Source organism: Paenibacillus sp. FSL R5-0744, assembly GCF_037972555.1.
GTDB lineage: Bacteria > Bacillota > Bacilli > Paenibacillales > Paenibacillaceae > Paenibacillus_AQ.
In genome coordinates, this window is record NZ_CP150228.1 from 5799266 (window position 1) to 5816123 (window position 16858).

The following is a 16858-nucleotide window of genomic DNA, read 5'->3' on the forward strand; positions in this document are numbered from 1 at the left end:
GAGAAGCCAAATGGTATAATGAGGCTATTTTACAAAGAGTTACATAAAAGGAGAGAGTACTGTTGAAAAGATTTTTATCCCTCTTAAGCATAAGTCTACTGGCCCTCATACTTGCGGTCCCGGCTTTTGCAGCATCGAAACCAATTGATGTTTATATTAACGGAAGTAAGGTTTCCTTCACCGCTGGATCCCCATACTTAGCGAACAATTCTGTACTTGTACCTTTCCGGGTTGTCTTTGAGAAGCTTGGACTTCAAGTTCTCTGGGATGCCAAAACTGGAACGGTAACAGGAAAAAGTTCAAATCTTGCGATTACCCTCAAAATTGGCAGTAACCGCGCTACTGTTAACGGAACCGTTAAAAAACTAACCACTGCACCAGTTTCCTCAGCCGGCACTACATACATCCCTTTGCGTTTTATCGCAGAGGCAACCGGGGGCACAGCTGTCTGGAATTCTACCAGTAGAAGTGTACAAATTACTACTCCTGTCTCCAAAGGTAAGGACGAAGCAGCCATTACAGCATTAATCCGTTTGTCTAATCAATATTTCAATGAAGAAAAAGCGACTAGCTTCTACTCCCTTATGGATTCGGAGTACTCTTACACGGAATCAGTGGCCGAACTCAATGAATCTTTTAAAGCTTTTGACATAAAGAATACTATTGATAGCTTGGAAATCCTCGACATTACAGCTGACGAAGCCACTGTGTATACGCTTGAAAGTTCACGCAGAATAGGTGGGACTTATACTCCAGATACAGAGAATGAATACGTATATACCCTGGTCCGCAAGAATGGAAGCTGGAAGATTTCATCCGTGGAATCCCAAAGCTCGACCGTTCTCCTTACTCGTGAACAAGGTATAAAACCAGCAGCCAACATCCCTCAAAACGATGCGGATGCCATCAAAGGTACTATTAGCAAGTATTATCAAGCAATGAACGAACAGAATCCTACAGCAGTTCTTTCCACGATGACTTCATATGGAGAAGAATATGATTCCTCTCTCAAGGCAGATTTGGATGATTTCTTTGCTTCGTATGATATTACCTATACTCCAGGCATTTCAAATATTTATTATTACAGTGCCAAGGAAGCTGCTATATATGTAGAAAGCAAAGACAAGGAAGCTAGTGAAGAGGAGACTTATGAGCAGGGCCTTATCTATATTCTATCCAAGTCGGATACTGGTGTATGGACAATCGATGACACATATAGCATCTACAATAAACTTGTGAAATCCTAATAAAAAGGGTGTTTGATTCCATGAAATCAAAAAAAATAATAAGTGCACTGTTAACCAGCTGTCTAGCTTTATCTATTACATTTGCTCCACTGGCTTCCGCTGCAGATGCCGCTAAAGCTTCCACAGACAACAGTGATCTTATTAATGAAGTAATGAAGCTATTGGAGAACTATAATCTTTCAGATGTAGATAAAGATATTTTGATTCGCGGAGCAATTGACGGCATGGTGAACACATTGGATGATCCATACAGCCAATACTTCAATTCCGAGGAAGCGGCGCAATTTGAACATGCGGTTGATCTCGAATACGTTGGCATCGGTGTTAAACTTCAATATACGCCAACAGAGCTCTACATCGAAGAAATCTCTCCAGGTTCTCCTGCTGAAAAGGCAGGCTTGAAACGCGGCGATACGATTCTCAAAATCAACGGAATACCTGTTGACGAAACGGATGATTCGGAACTAAGTGGAGCCGCGGGCACTAAGGTCACCCTGCTGATCCTCAGAAATGGTGTCACAAAATCTTATGTTGTCACCCGAAATGAATTGAACTCGACTTCCGTTTTCGGAACCCTCATTGGTCCGAAGATTGCCTATATTTCGCTAAGTGGTTTCACACAGAATTCTGATGAAGAATTCGCCGCTATGCTGAAGAAGATGCGTACAGCGGGAATGAAATCCATGGTGCTTGATTTACGTGATAACTTGGGTGGCTACATGGATTCGGCATACAACATTGCCTCTAGTTTTATGGATAAAGGCATCATGATGTATACCTCTGATCAAAGTGGCGCGTTAACTCCTGTAACGATTACTAGTGGCAGCAAAATCGGTGTGCCCGTCGTAATTCTAACCAACGAATACACTGCAAGTGCGTCAGAAGCTCTTACGGGCGCCCTGCGCGACAACAAGCTGGCTACTGTTGTAGGCACTCGTTCTTACGGCAAAGCGCGTATTCAAAGCCTACTTCCAGTGTCTAATGGCGACATGCTGAAATTGACCACGCAGAAATATCTAACACCTAAAAAAGAAGACTTTAATCACATCGGTCTCGCACCGGATATTGAGGTAAAAGGGAAAACTGCACAGTTGATTACTGCCCTGCAGATTGCTGGAATGAAGACTTTAGAAGTCACCGGAGATCATCATATCTTAAATATCAACGGGGTTCCTTTTGCTGGTAATGTTGGTCTTGTGAAGCAGGGCGATAAAACTTATGCTTCATCGCTGGTGCTGGCTGCGCTTGTCGAGGGCGAGATCACCTGGGATGCCAAGAACAAGAAGGTCATCGTAAAGAGCGGAACAGGCACATCTACCGGCTTTACGCTTTCCTCCAAAGAGGCGCTATCTCAGAATGGTGAGACCTACATTGAATTAAATGCCTTTAAGAAGAAGTTTCCGGCACTCGTATGGAGTTACAATGCTACACAAAAGCAATTGAAATTATCTATAAAATAATCCATAAGAAAAGGCAGCAATTCTCCAGAGATGGGGTTTGCTGCCTTTATTATTTGTACATATCTATTCAAAAGAAAAAAGCTGTCTCATTCGTAGAAGGACTCTACTTATGGTCAGCTTTCATCGTTAAGATTGTGGATTTTCTATGTTTTGTGTGTTTTGTGTGTTTTGATTATTTTGAGGCTTTTGTGTGTTTTGGGGTTTTTGGGATTGACCTTGTGGTGGTCTGCTTTGAAATTCCTTTTTGGATTTCTTCCCTTGCGAATCTTTACCCCGGTGATTTCGACTTTGATGTTCTCTCAAAGGTCTATCCTTAGCAGAAGTCATCTCTTTAAATGCAGCAGATGAATTCGAACCTTGCTTAGATGATGTTTCTTTAGAGGAGAGCTCCTTATCTATAGCCGCTCCATCATTATCCTCAGCTTCTAGCTCCGAATCTTCTTCCTCACTCGGCTCTGGTATTTCTTTGATCAGAATATCCTTGAACAAACCCTCTTGTGGTACCTCTTTTAACTTATGCAACACAAAATATGCGCAGCCAAAATTGCAATATTCATTAATATAATCGACCATGCCAGAAATCGCTGTATCCCGATTCACCTTTGGGTGGTTGTCCCGATAAAAACCTTTCAAACGCAGCTGACTGTAACCCCAGTCACCAATAATGTAGTCGTATCTTTCCAGCACTTCGCTATATCTTCCGCGAAACGCCTCCGGATTCCAACCATCCTTATGATCTAACATTAGTTCGTAGCCTTTTCCGCCTATAACGATCAAACCTTTTGTCGCCTGCCTTTCGAAGGAAAGTATTTTCGTTGATTATGCCGTCATTTCCGAGAAATATTGGGCTTTCGGTCGCTGTTGTTGATTAATTTCTTTTATTTGAACCGCATACAGTGGTGAAATTAATCAACAGTGTATGCTTACGATGCTAGCTTTCCTTCGGAAAGCTTTCAGGCGAACGCTAACGCTCCTACAGCTCCAACATTTCTCTCCAATGACTCAAATCAACGTTTTTTTATGTGTGTAGCCTAAGCGCGGGGGCTTCAGATCGCTTTCGCTCCTTATGCCCTCTGCTACCTTGAAAAATAAAAAATTAACTAGAAGAAACCGTGCGCTCCTCACGAGCTTGAGCGGCAGATTTCACCTGCTCATGCGCACGATAAGAGCTGCGAACAAGCGGGGCTGATTCCACATGGCTAAAGCCACGCTTCAATCCCTCTTCCTTAAGCAGCGCAAATTCCTCTGGTGGATAATATTTCTCCACATTCAAATGCTTTGGAGAAGGCTGCAAGTATTGTCCTAAAGTCAATATATCACAATTTACGGCTCGTAAATCATCCATTGCTTGTAAAATCTCATCCCACTCTTCACCGACTCCAAGCATAATGCTTGATTTGGTAGGAATATCCGGCTTCATTTCCTTAGCTCTGCGCAGCAGTTCCATCGAACGGCGATACTTCGCTTTAGCCCGTACACGGTCTGACATCCGTTCCACCGTCTCAATATTATGGTTAAGAATGTCTGGATTACTGTTCATAACAATCTCTAGACTATTCCGTTCTCCCAGGAAATCTGGAATCAATACTTCAACACTACATAACGGAAGGCGTTTACGAATTGCCGCTACCGTCTCAGCAAAAATCTGAGCGCCACCATCCGCAAGATCATCACGGGCCACACTGGTCACCACGCAATGGCGAAGGTTCATTCCCTCTGCAGCTTCTGCTACACGTTCAGGCTCCTGCAGGTCCAGCTCTGTCGGCAACCCTGTATTCACAGCGCAGAAACGGCATGCGCGAGTACATATATCACCAAGAATCATAAAGGTAGCCGTTCGATTTGCCCAGCATTCATAAATATTCGGACACCTAGCTTCTTCACATACGGTATGTAAAGTTTTAGAACGCATCATGCTCTTGATTTCCTGATAGTTATCACCGGTAGTAAGCTTGATTCTAATCCAATCCGGCTTAGGTTGCTTTGCTGTTTTATTCGTCAAAATAATAAACCCCGCTTCCTCCTGAATGTGATGCTGCAGATGAAAGATGCTGCCTCATATTATACCATGTGCGCTTTACAATTGCCTGTTTTTGTGAAATATGCAGGGCATCTCAACTTCGATTCCGGCGAAGAATTTACTGGTACCTTTAGACAAGAACGGATAAAAAGTAGCCTTTTGCTTCAATCTATAATAAAAGCTTTATCCGAAGTGCCTACATTCAATTTTACGCCCGGACAAAAGGAGGCTGTTATCTTGCTGGCCCTATTTAAGAATACTAATAACCGGAGAACTATGTTATGTCTGTCCGCGGCCGCTATCCTTTGGGGTGGTTTAGGCCTTCCCGTTCCAGCAGCTGCAGTACAGGCTACAGTCCAACCGGTGGAAAGCAGCGGCAATTCTGTTAATGCTAGCAAAGAATCCATATGGTCTGCCCGTAGGGGGATTTATGATCAACTGAGTGCAGCCACTGGAATTCCTTGGTTTAGATTCGCAGCCATTGATCAATATGAACGCACCATCGCCAAAAAAGGTTCCTCAGACAAACCCGTCACCAACCGTCTTACTGGAATCATGATTCCAGCACCCGTATGGTCCGGTCCACTCAACCCGGATCAGGAGGATACTTCTCCTGAATCCATCACTTTCTTTAACGGCTTCGGCCGTGATGGCTCAGGTGATGGAATCGCCGATCCAGAGAATGATGCTGATGTTCTATATAGTATGGCTAGACACTTGCAGAAATATGGTGATTCAGCTAATGATTTCAGCATTGGCATTTGGGAGTATTATCACAATGGTCGTGCCTCTCAGCGCATAGCTCAGTTCGCTAAGCTATATGAACATTTTGGTCGGCTTGACCTGTCAGGTAATGCTTTTCCACTACCCTTAAGTAATTCTTATTCTTATCGTAGCACTTGGGGAACCGGCAGAAGCTGGGGTGGGGCACGTATTCACGAAGGGACTGACCTCTTTGCACCGCAAGGCATGCCGGTACGCAGCACCTGCTTTGGCTTAGTGGAAACTAAAGGCTGGAACCGCTACGGTGGCTGGAGAATTGGAATTCGTGATATCGAGAACCGTTACCATTATTACGCCCATTTATCCGGGTATAACAAATCCATTTCTCGTGGAGATATCGTCTCACCAGGTGAAATCATTGGCTGGGTTGGTAGCTCAGGTTACGGAAATCCAGGAACACAAGGGAAATTCCCGCCACATCTACATTTTGGCATCTACCGTGACCGAGGGATTACTGAATGGGCTTTTGACCCTTTTCCGTTGCTAAAACAATGGGAAAATCAGGAGTATAGAGACTTAAAGAACAAAAATAAAAAAAGTGCTACAAACAAGGAAAAACGCCTTTAGCGTCCCTAAAGGACGGTCAGCGTTTATGTGAGAAATATAAGGATAATCTTATACTTTCTTATATTTTTAAAAAGAAACGGCTTCGCCATCCTTTGGAGATGACACCCGTTTCTTGATGAATAAGGCCCCTTCTTTTGAAGAGAGGCCTTATACTATTTTAGTACAACATTAAACATCCAAACGGTTCAATGCTCACTATAAGCTTATTATTATTTTTAAAAGTAGCTCCTGACAGTAAATCGGTAAGCAAATTCTTATCCGAACGATATACATTAAGTTCAAGCTCGTACGCGTTCGGAGAATTATTGATAATTAAACCTATCTTCTCTTGATCCATTCCCCGTGTATAACCGAAGACATTACGGACTTCATCCGTGAACCAAGGACGAAACTTACCTTTTCGTAGAATATCACAGCTTTTTCTTAGGAAAATTAGCTCTTGATACCACTTCAGCAGTGCTGTATTTTGAGCTTGCTCTTGCCATACCATAGCTTTTCTACAGTGAGGGTCCGTAGCTCCTTCCATCCCAACCTCATCCCCATAATAGATCATCGGAATACCGATATAAGTCATCTGAAAAAAAACTGCCAACCTCATGCGCTGTATTGCCGTACTCTCGCGGTCCCAGCCACGTCCCCCCTCCTTACACGCTGTAAGAAAACGCAACGTATCATGACTGCCAATCAATTGAAACATAGCCGAATTCGCCTGGTCATTATACAACGCCTCCTGATGGAGTAATTGCTCCATAAAGCGATCAGGCCCTGTTGACTGCTCTGCAAAAAATTCCAGCACGGCATCCCGAAGCACATAATTCATGCCACCATCGAATTGATCCCCTCTAAGCCAAGGCCCAGAAGCATGCATTATCTCTCCAATGAGTAGAATTTCAGGAAATTCAGACTTGAGCTCTTGCCGAAACCGGGACCAAAAAGCCGGGTTGACCTCATTCGCTACATCAAGACGCCAGCCGTCTATTTCTGTTTCACGAATCCAATACTTGGCAACTCCAATCATATAATCTGCCGTCTCGGGATGATCCATATTCAGCTTAGGCATATGCGCTTCAGCTTTAGCGAATGTCTCATAATTCGGGGCAGGCGTCTGTGTTACGGGAAAAGAACGAATAAAGAACCAATCTTTATATGGAGACTGTTCGCCTTTTTCCATCACATCTTTAAACGCAAAGAATTGATCTCCCGAATGATTAAACACGGCATCCAAAATGACCCTAATTCCATGACGATGTGCCTCACTGACCAGCGTCTTCAATCCATCTACATCGCCAAATGCAGGGTCGATCTTATAATAATCGGAGGTGTTATATTTATGCTCGGAAGGAGACTCAAATACAGGCGTCATGTAAATAGTGTTCACACCAAGCTGCTGTAGATAAGGTATTTTGTCCGTAATGCCTTTTAGAGTTCCACCATTGTAGCTGCTAGGATAAATTTGATAGGTCACCGCATCCTGGCTCCATAACGGTAACTTCAAAGCCTCAGAATGGTGAAGATATGCATATTGAAAAGAACCTGCACGCTCCCGATTCTCCGACGCGCCCCTCTCTCCATACCAGATATACTGCCCCGCAGCATTCGCTATATGGAATAGATATCTGCTTCTTCTAGTGCTGGTCTGAATAATTGCTTCATGAATCTCATAAATACCGGCCGACCCAATCCGCTCCATCTGCAAAGGAACTTCTTGCCCCGGAGAATCATAACGATCCGAGTGGATTACGGTACAGGATAATTGCTGTCCAGCTTGTGTAAATAATCTGAGCTTCAGGGTCCCTGTACCTACAGGATAGGCAAATGGATCTTCACTTGTATGATATACAAACCATGATTGAGGCATAACTTATGGACTCCTTCTATACTTTTATCGTTCTATCTATCTGTTCATACATCATTAGAGAGACTGCTAAATTTGTGTTATTATGGTTACAAATACCGTTTTCAAGTTATGAGGGACGACGATGAAAGTAACGATTTCTGATATTGCTAAAGCAGCCAATGTGGCTAAATCTACTGTATCTAAAGTACTAAATGATTCCCCAAAAATATCACAGGAAACGAAACAAAAGGTTCGAGAGATTATGAAGCAAATGAACTACACGCCAAGCAGTATCGCTACTGGGTTAGCTAGACAAAGCAGCTGCAATATTGGCTTACTGGTCGATATGTCTAAAGAAAGTGAGTTTCTGAACCAATTCTTCTACAACATTATTGGTGGAATCGAGAGCGTAATTGCACCTTTAAAATACGAGCTGACCATTTCCAATGTGCAACATAGCAGTCCAGAAGGCCATTTTCTAAATAGGCTTGTGTTTAGCAAACGTGTCGACGGTATTATTGCCAACAACTCTGTGCTGACTGAAGAGCTATCTGAAGAACTGAATCAACTGGAGTTTCCTTACATCTCCATTGGAGAGATTATGCCCCCCGGAAGTTGGGTTGATTTCGATAATGAAGCAGGCGGCAACATGCTGACCGAGCATCTCATCGAACAAAGTTATTCAAAGATAGCCTTCATAGGCGGGCAGCAGCAGGAAAAAATTTATACACATCGCCTAGGTGGATACTTAAGCGCATTACAGCAGGCTGACCTTACCGTTCCTCAGCAATGGATCATTAACTGCAAGGCTGATGAACATGATAGCTATCATGCTGCCCTTGAGCTTTTGCAGCGTGAAGAACGGCCAGACTCTGTGGTGTGTATGAACAGTTATGTAGCCTTTGGGGTGCTTCAAGCCGCAAAAGCACTCGGAATTGATGTTCCATCTGAACTCGGCATCGCCGCTTTCGATGAATATCCGCTGTCCCGTTATACAACACCTCCTTTAACTTCGCTTAATATCGATACGTTTAAGCTGGGTGTATCTTCAGGGCAGCTGCTGATGGAGCGCATTCGTGGCAATGATGCGCCCCACAAGCATTTGCTACTAGAGCCAGAACTAATTCCTCGTGAATCTACGATGAGAGCTAAATTCTCTGGAGCAACTTCATAATTGGACTACTTTTCTATTGTATCTTCTACAATGAAAAAGCTTCGTACTACTTACCAAGGAGCGGCCCCACACGGGGGGCCGCTCCTTGTCATGTGAAAGGTATTTTGATCCACTCTTATAGTAACTTATAGATCTTTCCAACGCTGCACGGTCAGGTTCACTGTTTGTGCGCCGCCTGCTGGAGTAAGCGTTCGATTGGAAATGTCCGATCCGTTCGAGTTTACCTCTACATTAGTCCAAGCGCCCCGCGTAACTTTATATTGCACCGCTGTTCCTGCTGGTAAGCTCAGTGTGATGGAATACACCCCATCACTACCTTTAGTCAGTTGATAGGCTGGATCCGCTGCATTCCAGCTGTTGAAGGTACCGGTAAGATGCACAGGTCCGCTCGCCGGAGAAGACGCTGGAACATTTACACGAAACGTCACACTGTCTGCTTGAGGTTCCCCTGCGCTGATACTTCCGTTCACTAGACTCCAGGTTCCAGCATCAAAATGGTAATTACTGCTGCCGTTGTTATCCCATGTACCACTGCCATTATTAAAGGCTGCGGTCAGTCCGGCTGCAGTGCCCAGCTGAATTGTGATCGACTTATATCCTGGGAAAGAAGAAGCTTGAAGCTGTTCACCAGGAGCCGTCGTCCAGACTGTCGCCCCATCCAGCTTGTAATGAATGTAAGAGCTGCTGTAAGCCGTATTCTTATAATAGATCGTTGCAGTGTTGCCAGTCGGTGTAGTCGTTGGTGTTGGGGTTACCGTTGGCGTTGGCGTTGGGGTTACTGTCGGCGTTGGTGTCGGTGTTACTGTTGGTGTTGGTGTCGGTGTCGGTGTCGGTGTCGGTGTTACTGTTGATGTTGGCGTCGGTGTTACTGTTGGTGTTGGCGTTGGTGTCACTGGTCCACCCGATGTAATACTTCCTGTTGGCGTATAAGTCCAGGTTCCAGTACCGAATAGATAGTTGCTCCCCCCGTTACTGTCCCATGTGCCACTGCCGTTGTTAAAGCATGCTTCAAGCTGGCTGGCGGAACCGATATTAATCGTTATTTTGTTGTATCCGGCTACTTCAGATACAGGTATAGCCACACCCGGAGATGTCGTCCATGTACCTCCTACTGGGCGATAATGAATATAAGGCGAGGTATAACCTTGCTTATAGTAAATCGTGACACTGTTCCCTGCTGGTGTTGTAATAGAAGCAATCGCACTAAGAAGAGATAGATTGCCTGCGGCATCAAATGCTTTTACCGTGTAGTTATAGGTAGTGCTAGCGGATAAACCATTGTCCGTATAGGATGTAGTCGCCGTTGTGCCTACCTTGACACCATTACGATAAACTTCATATCCAGTTACGCCTACGTTGTCGGTAGAAGCCGTCCAGCTGATCAAAGCGCTAGATGCATTCTGAACAGTTGCCGTTACATTAGTCGGAGTGGTTGGAGGAACTGTTTCTGATGGTTGTTGTTGTTTCGCATAGATTTTGGCTGAATTCGCACCTACAGTTACAGTAATTTGCTTTCCAGTTACTCCGCCTGATTGTACAGTCACTGTATCTGCAGTATTCAGCTGATTATACAAAACTGTTCCTGCGGTCAAACTACTCTCGGCACGTAGCGGGATGGTTACCGTTTGCGAACCATTAGATTGATTACTAAATACAGAGATAGCTTCTTGACCTTGATTAGTTCCAGTGTCGATACGACGTGAGAAGGCATATAAGTTCTGTGCAGCCCACATTTCACGTTGAGTACCTGTACGTAGTGCTGGGTTATTTTTACGAATTTCATTAAGTTTGGCTACGTGCTTGTAGGTGCTGGCATTTTCATTAAAATAGTTCTCAATCACGTTTCCGCTTGCATCCCGTTTCACCATAGACCAACGGTTCCAAGTATCCGCAATACCGCCTGTCATGATCTGACTGTTGCCATTGCCTTTGTTCTGCTCTGTTCCTTGGAAGACAACCGGTGTTCCACGAACTGTAAAAATAAAGGTTAAAGCATTCTGCAGCTTATCAACGCTTCCCCCGGCTTCCGTTAGAAAACGGTTGCGGTCATGATTGTCGATAAAGGTAACCATGTGATTGGCATTCCCGTTGTAGTAGGAATCCTGTGCCAAGGTGCTTTTGATATTGGACTCAAAAGACTGTCCATAAGCAAAGCTGTTAAGTACGGAGAAGAACATTGGGAAATCGAGCATGCCCCATTCCTTGTTGTTTCCGACCCAACGTGAGACAAATTCAGCATTTCCGTCGAAATTCTCGCCAAATGTATTAACGCCCAGATAATTTTGTAGCTCACCAATATCTGTTGGCTTCATCAGCTTGGCAGCATCCACACGCGCACCGTCAGCGCCTGTATAATCAAACCAGCCTTTGATGGAATCGAATATCGCCTGCTTAGCCGCAGGAACATCGAAATCAATGTCATCTAGCCCGCCCAAATCATGATTCTCTAAGTAATCCTGCGCCCACTGATCATATCTTCCATCCGCTAGAGACCAGTTAATATCTCCATTATGGTGGTACCACGCCGGATTATTGAACGGAGCCACTGGCTGCAATGATGGGATATCATAATAGGCTTGGGAACCTAGCATGTAATCACCGACGTGGTTTGGCACAACGTCAATCACTACTTTGATGCCAAGCGCATGTGCGGAATCCACAAGCTCTTTCAGCTTCTCCTTCGTTCCGAAGTATGGATTGGCAGCGTTAGGGTTCTTAACGTTGTATCCGTGATAGGCTGTGTTTTTACCGGTACCGTTGTTTTCCCGGTTAGTCATTTGTGGCTCAGCCACTGGGGAAATCCAAATCGCGGTATAGCCCATATTTTTAATATATGATAGCTTATCGATAATCCCCTGCCAGTCTCCGCCTTTCATATAACGGAAATCTTCCTCAGAGTTTTCTCCATAGCGAATTGCCGCACCAGTAGCATTGTTGGAAGTATCTCCATCATTAAATCGGTCAACCATAATCTGATAAATAGTGTCGTTTTCATTAATCGTGCCGATGCTTGCCGCTTCAGCTTTTTGCGGTGTTAAGACAAACAAATTAATCACGGTAGAAAGAAGAATAGATGTAATTAGAACGGGTACATACCATAACCTACGTTTCATTGCGTGCATCTCCCTCTCTTATTAAAGCGTATTCATAACACTCTAAAGCCTACTTCCTTGATTAAAAACCAAGCCCGCCCAGTGATGTCTCTAATGTTTTTAACGTCTTTAACACAAAAAACAAATAATTTTAGGGAAACCGGTTTCCCAACTAAAAATTACCATGATTGTGAATGCGTTGTCAAGATATAAAATTTAAAATTCCCAAGAAAAAGAGCCTCCTTATTGGGGGCTCTTTGGGGTTCATTATTCACCTTATATGCTTAGCTTCCTACACTCTGAATAAAATGCAGTACTTCATTCATAATCCGGTCCTTATCTTCACAATGACAAACCATATGACCACTGTTATCCACCATTATCACCTGTTTTTGGGCTGTAGGAATCGTATGCTGCAGGAAGTCAGCGCTTCGAGTCTTCACCAGATGATCTCGCTTACCCTGCACGATCAAGGTTGGAGTCTCAATATGCGGATAGATTGAAAAACTCTCCCGGACCAATCGTTGAAACTCTCTCGTCGCCCTTGGGGGCGTTGAAGTGAATTTATTAATATACGTTTTTAGCATGGAAAAGCTCCCAAGAGTCTTAAGAATCTCCACAGGATTCAGCGGAAATACGGGAGTGGACAATAAAGTAAGGGATTTGATCCAGGGTTTATACCGTACAGAAAGATGTGAAGCAATAAGGGCACCGGTAGAAAAGCCGATCAGATGAACACCTTCATCCGTCTTTAACAGCTCTGTCAATTCATCTTCAGCACTCTGTTGCCAATCATGTCGATCCGAATGCAATAAATCATTCCTGCTCCCCCCATGCCCTTTCAGGGTAAACGTTCTGGAACGGTAATTATGCTGCTCCATAAACTGGGACAAGGGAGAGATCTCATGCTCACCTCCGGTAAAGCCATGAATAAATAAACAACTTTCCATAATTGTCCCTCTTTTCACATTCCAATCTGACATGCAACTTTATTGTATAATGCCAATCCCCTTTATTTTCTATACATTCCACCCTTTTATGTAAAACCTCAACCCAAGTGATGTCAAGGTTCAGCTCTGTGAATGGTTCGCAGCAAAAACGCTATTGTTCCCACCAAAGAAGACCCAACGCTGAGGTAATCGTTAAACCTACGGCGGAGCTGGATGAGGTTACGTTAGCACAAATAGCAGTCCCAGGCGGTACAATGATGCTGCCCGTAAAGTTCTGTGTGAAAGCCCCCGGTGCCAATTGATAATTGAAAAGCGTCGTTCCCCCGCTAATGGCTGCTGTGGAAGACTGAACGGTCATCGCACTCGTCGCCGAGCTGCCCAAATTATTATTCGTTGGCGTTAAGGTTGCTGGTGAAGTTAGCGTCCCTCCTTTTACAATTGTAAAGCTACCCGACATTGCGGATAGTAGAGAAGAACCGCCAATACTGCCGCTTATACGTGAGATATAAACAGTTTTTCCACTGCCTGAAGCATTACTAATCCGAATAGAAGCTATTGCGGATATTAGACTAAGTACGACCAAACTAGACGCAGATGTGTTAGTTGAATACAAGACTGCAGCCTGCGAAGCGCTTATTTCAGGCGGCGCGCTAATATCTGGCGCTTGGAAGGTGTTCACCATATCCACATAAAGCGGTTGATCGTTGTCGTTAAATACAAATTGATTAGGCATATTTATCCCCTCCTGTTTCTAATATTCCCACCAGCTGATAGACGTTGTCGCCGCTGATGACCCCGATGCAATCGTTACGGAGGTAGTGATGGAATTTCCGGGAGGAACAACAATTTGTCCAGTAAAATCAACAATGACCGGACCGACCGCCAGCAATAGAGATACTAGAGTAGCCGGACCTCCAGTAGGCGCAGCTGTAGAGGTTCTTACCGTCATAACACTGGTTAACGCACTGCCAAAATTATAATTAATCGGTGTAACGGTGGTTCCGGTGACCGTAGCGTTCCGAAGTAGTGATAAAGTAACCGCCGCCGTCGCTGAGCTGGCAGTAACACGGGATACATATAAGGTACGTCCGCTTCCTCCCGGATTACTAATCTGAATAACTAACGGGGCAGCCGTCGTTACCGTAGAAGTAAATGGGATTCCAAACAATAACCCCGCCTTAGCTGCTCCCCCCTCAGGAGCTGAATCTATACCAGGTGCAACATACGTATTGACTTGTTCTGTAAAAAGTGGCTGGCTACTCTGATTGAATACTGAGTCGTTCGGCATGAGTTATCCTCCCCGTACTTAAGCTTATTCTATTTTATGCCACACTCAGTAACAGGTTGTGGGAATGTGCGTATATTGCTTTTTTTGCCCAATCACCCCCTATTTCCCACCATATATTAATATCACACCATTCGAATGGCTAAGGATTGTCCCTATCGGTTTGCGGCTTATTGGACTGCGGTTTATTTTTAGGCTCAGGGCTCAAACGACGGTTTGAGCCTTTTCATGGATTGAGTTCCAGAAAGCCGTAGGAAGTGAATGAAATCCATTACGGCCTGGAGCTTAAAAAGCGCAGCAAAATAAAACAAAAAAAGCGGAGCTAAAACGATGATCTCTTACACAATTAAGAATCAGGGAGATCACCCTGTTAGTCTCCGCCTCTACGCTACATTCAAAAGGTATTGGCAATCAAGATTGTGTATACGTCCAAGCCCAGTCTTTTGGTATAACTCAATCATTTATAAGGAAAGGACGAGGAACTTTGCCTAACTATAGCTCTTTTCAAGCGAATCCTGATAATCTAAGAACGCTTATATTCGGCCGGGATGCCTCGCTGATTGATCATCCACTCACTACAGATCCAAGCGGAAATCTAACAACGATTATCCTTGACGGCACCATTTCCAGCGTGCTCGGCGCTACGATCACCGCGGGTACTTTGTCCTCCGCAGGTACAGTTACCAACATCCTTAACGGCACCATTACTAGCGTGCTCGGCGCTACAATTACTGCCGGTACTTTGTCCTCCGCAGGTACAGTTACCAACATCCTTAACGGCACCATTACTAGTGTGCTTGGTGCTACGATCACCGCGGGTACTTTGTCCTCCGCAGGTACAGTTACCAACATCCTTAACGGCACCATTACTAACGTGCTTGGTGCTACGATTACTGCGGGTACCTTGTCCTCCGCAGGTACAGTTACCAACATCCTTAACGGGACTATTACTAGCGTGCTCGGCGCTACGATTACTGCCGGTACTTTGTCCTCCGCAGGTACTATTACTAACATCCTTGAGGGCACCATTACCAGCGTGCTCGGAGCTACCATTACCGCCGGTACAATCACTAGTGTGCTTGGGGCAACCATAACAGCAGGTACTTTGTCCTCCGCAGGAACAGTTACCAACATCCTTAACGGGACTATTACTAGCGTGCTCGGCGCTACGATTACTGCCGGTACTTTGTCCTCCGCAGGTACTATTACCAACATCCTTGAGGGCACCATTACCAGCGTGCTCGGTGCTACCATTACTGCCGGTACAATCACTAGTGTGCTTGGGGCAACCATAACAGCAGGTACGTTATCCTCCGCCGGAACAGTTACAAACATCCTTAACGGCACCATTACTAGCGTGCTCGGCGCTACGATCACCGCGGGTACTTTGTCCTCCGCAGGTACTATTACTAACATCCTTGAGGGCACCATCACTAACGTGCTCGGCGCTACCATCACAGCTGGTACTCTATCTTCCGCAGGTACAGTCACCAACATCCTTAACGGGACTATCACCAGCGTACTCGGAGCTACCATCACAGCTGGTACTTTGTCCTCAGCAGGTACAGTCACCAACATCTTAAACGGCACCATCACCAGCGTACTCGGAGCCACCATCACAGCTGGTACTTTGTCCTCAGCAGGAACAATCACCAACATCTTAAACGGCACCATTACCAGCGTGCTCGGAGCTACCATCACGGCTGGTACTCTGTCTTCCGCAGGTACAGTCACCAACATCCTTAACGGGACTATCACCAGCGTACTCGGAGCTACGATTACTGCCGGTACTTTGTCATCTGCAGGTACAGTCACCAACATCTTAAACGGCACCATTACCAGCGTACTCGGTGCCACCATCACAGCTGGTACTCTATCTTCCGCAGGTACAGTCACCAACATCCTTAACGGCACCATCACTAGTGTGCTCGGAGCTACAATCACAGCTGGTACACTAAGTAGTGTCACTTCTATTTCACAACGCAGCTTTATAGAACAGACCACTACAGGTATTGCGACTGCTAACACCTATACACCTCTACCAGCCGTTACTACGAGCGTACTGGGAACGTATTCCTTCTTCATTAACAATACTGGGGCAAATCCGGTCAACACACGTGTGGAAATCAGTGCTGATGGAACGAACTATTTCGTCGATACCACAGGAGATAATCCTTTAGCAGCAGGCTCTATCGATGTCATAGTGCCAGCCAGATTCCTGAAATATACCCGCCTATCCTATCAATCAGCCAATTCAGGCTCTGCATCCACGATCAATGTAAGTTTCAATGCTCAGGGCACGTAATCCAGATGACCATCATATGTTGTAACAAGAAAGAGTACATGGATATCCATGTGCTTTTTCTTTAACTATAAGGACGCCGAAGGCGTTTATGCTTGTGTCAGCAGCTATACATATGTGCAACAACACATAATGCTTTTC

At 44.9% G+C, this 16858-nt stretch carries 12 protein-coding genes; 5 read left to right on the plus strand and 7 right to left on the minus strand.

What is annotated here, in order from left to right; genetic code table 11:
• Positions 1-62: 62 nt before the first annotated feature.
• Both MKY19_RS25635 and MKY19_RS25640 read left to right on the plus strand, forming a co-directional pair.
• Positions 63-1247: a copper amine oxidase N-terminal domain-containing protein gene (locus MKY19_RS25635; RefSeq protein WP_339798506.1), complete on the plus strand. Its 1185-nt coding sequence runs from the start codon at positions 63-65 to the stop codon at positions 1245-1247.
• A 20-nt stretch (positions 1248-1267) separates the two neighbouring features.
• Entirely contained in the window at positions 1268-2707 is a 1440-nt protein-coding gene (locus MKY19_RS25640) for a S41 family peptidase (protein ID WP_339798507.1), read from the plus strand.
• 126 nt (positions 2708-2833) lie between these two features.
• Here MKY19_RS25640 and MKY19_RS25645 read toward each other — a convergent pair whose 3' ends face one another.
• On the minus strand, positions 2834-3484 hold the full coding sequence (locus tag MKY19_RS25645; protein WP_149645015.1) for a YutD family protein: 651 nt from the start codon (positions 3482-3484) through the stop codon (positions 2834-2836).
• Positions 3485-3803: 319 nt separating this feature from the next.
• On the minus strand, positions 3804-4709 hold the full coding sequence (gene lipA, locus MKY19_RS25650; RefSeq protein WP_042191639.1) for a lipoyl synthase: 906 nt from the start codon (positions 4707-4709) through the stop codon (positions 3804-3806).
• A 255-nt stretch (positions 4710-4964) separates the two neighbouring features.
• Between lipA and MKY19_RS25655 the strand changes: the two genes are divergently transcribed.
• Entirely contained in the window at positions 4965-6077 is a 1113-nt protein-coding gene (locus MKY19_RS25655) for a M23 family metallopeptidase (RefSeq protein WP_339267073.1), read from the plus strand.
• A gap of 157 nt (positions 6078-6234) precedes the next feature.
• On the opposite strand, the gene MKY19_RS25660 is transcribed toward MKY19_RS25655, so the two are convergent.
• Entirely contained in the window at positions 6235-7935 is a 1701-nt protein-coding gene (locus MKY19_RS25660; protein WP_339798510.1) for an alpha amylase N-terminal ig-like domain-containing protein, read from the minus strand.
• A 121-nt stretch (positions 7936-8056) separates the two neighbouring features.
• Between MKY19_RS25660 and MKY19_RS25665 the strand changes: the two genes are divergently transcribed.
• Positions 8057-9088, plus strand: a complete 1032-nt coding sequence (locus tag MKY19_RS25665; protein WP_339798512.1) for a LacI family DNA-binding transcriptional regulator — start codon at positions 8057-8059, stop codon at positions 9086-9088.
• Between the two features lie 125 nt (positions 9089-9213).
• On the opposite strand, the gene MKY19_RS25670 is transcribed toward MKY19_RS25665, so the two are convergent.
• The 4 genes from MKY19_RS25670 to MKY19_RS25685 all read right to left on the minus strand — a co-directional run bounded on the left by MKY19_RS25670 (position 9214) and on the right by MKY19_RS25685 (position 14418).
• The gene (locus tag MKY19_RS25670; RefSeq protein WP_339798514.1) at positions 9214-12201 is read right to left on the minus strand and encodes a carbohydrate binding domain-containing protein; all 2988 of its coding nucleotides are present in this window, start codon (positions 12199-12201) and stop codon (positions 9214-9216) included.
• Positions 12202-12464: 263 nt separating this feature from the next.
• Entirely contained in the window at positions 12465-13163 is a 699-nt protein-coding gene (locus tag MKY19_RS25675) for an alpha/beta fold hydrolase (RefSeq protein ID WP_081383011.1), read from the minus strand.
• Between the two features lie 118 nt (positions 13164-13281).
• Entirely contained in the window at positions 13282-13863 is a 582-nt protein-coding gene (locus tag MKY19_RS25680; protein WP_042191651.1) for a hypothetical protein, read from the minus strand.
• 18 nt (positions 13864-13881) lie between these two features.
• Positions 13882-14418, minus strand: a complete 537-nt coding sequence (locus MKY19_RS25685) for a hypothetical protein (RefSeq protein WP_339798516.1) — start codon at positions 14416-14418, stop codon at positions 13882-13884.
• Between the two features lie 481 nt (positions 14419-14899).
• Here MKY19_RS25685 and MKY19_RS25690 point away from each other — a divergent pair, with 481 nt between their 5' ends.
• Positions 14900-16720 (plus strand): DUF6385 domain-containing protein, encoded by a 1821-nt coding sequence (locus MKY19_RS25690; RefSeq protein WP_339798518.1) that lies wholly within the window; start codon positions 14900-14902, stop codon positions 16718-16720.
• Positions 16721-16858 lie beyond the last annotated feature (138 nt).

Excerpts from the sequence above, each read along its gene's own strand:
- MKY19_RS25670 (WP_339798514.1), bottom strand. The coding sequence starts at position 12,201 with ATGAAACGTAGGTTATGGTATGTACCCGTTCTAATTACATCTATTCTT.
- MKY19_RS25665 (WP_339798512.1), top strand. The coding sequence starts at position 8,057 with ATGAAAGTAACGATTTCTGATATTGCTAAAGCAGCCAATGTGGCTAAA.
- MKY19_RS25660 (WP_339798510.1), bottom strand. The coding sequence starts at position 7,935 with ATGCCTCAATCATGGTTTGTATATCATACAAGTGAAGATCCATTTGCC.
- MKY19_RS25675 (WP_081383011.1), bottom strand. The coding sequence starts at position 13,163 with ATGTCAGATTGGAATGTGAAAAGAGGGACAATTATGGAAAGTTGTTTA.
- MKY19_RS25640 (WP_339798507.1), top strand. The coding sequence starts at position 1,268 with ATGAAATCAAAAAAAATAATAAGTGCACTGTTAACCAGCTGTCTAGCT.
- MKY19_RS25685 (WP_339798516.1), bottom strand. The coding sequence starts at position 14,418 with ATGCCGAACGACTCAGTATTCAATCAGAGTAGCCAGCCACTTTTTACA.
- MKY19_RS25680 (WP_042191651.1), bottom strand. The coding sequence starts at position 13,863 with ATGCCTAATCAATTTGTATTTAACGACAACGATCAACCGCTTTATGTG.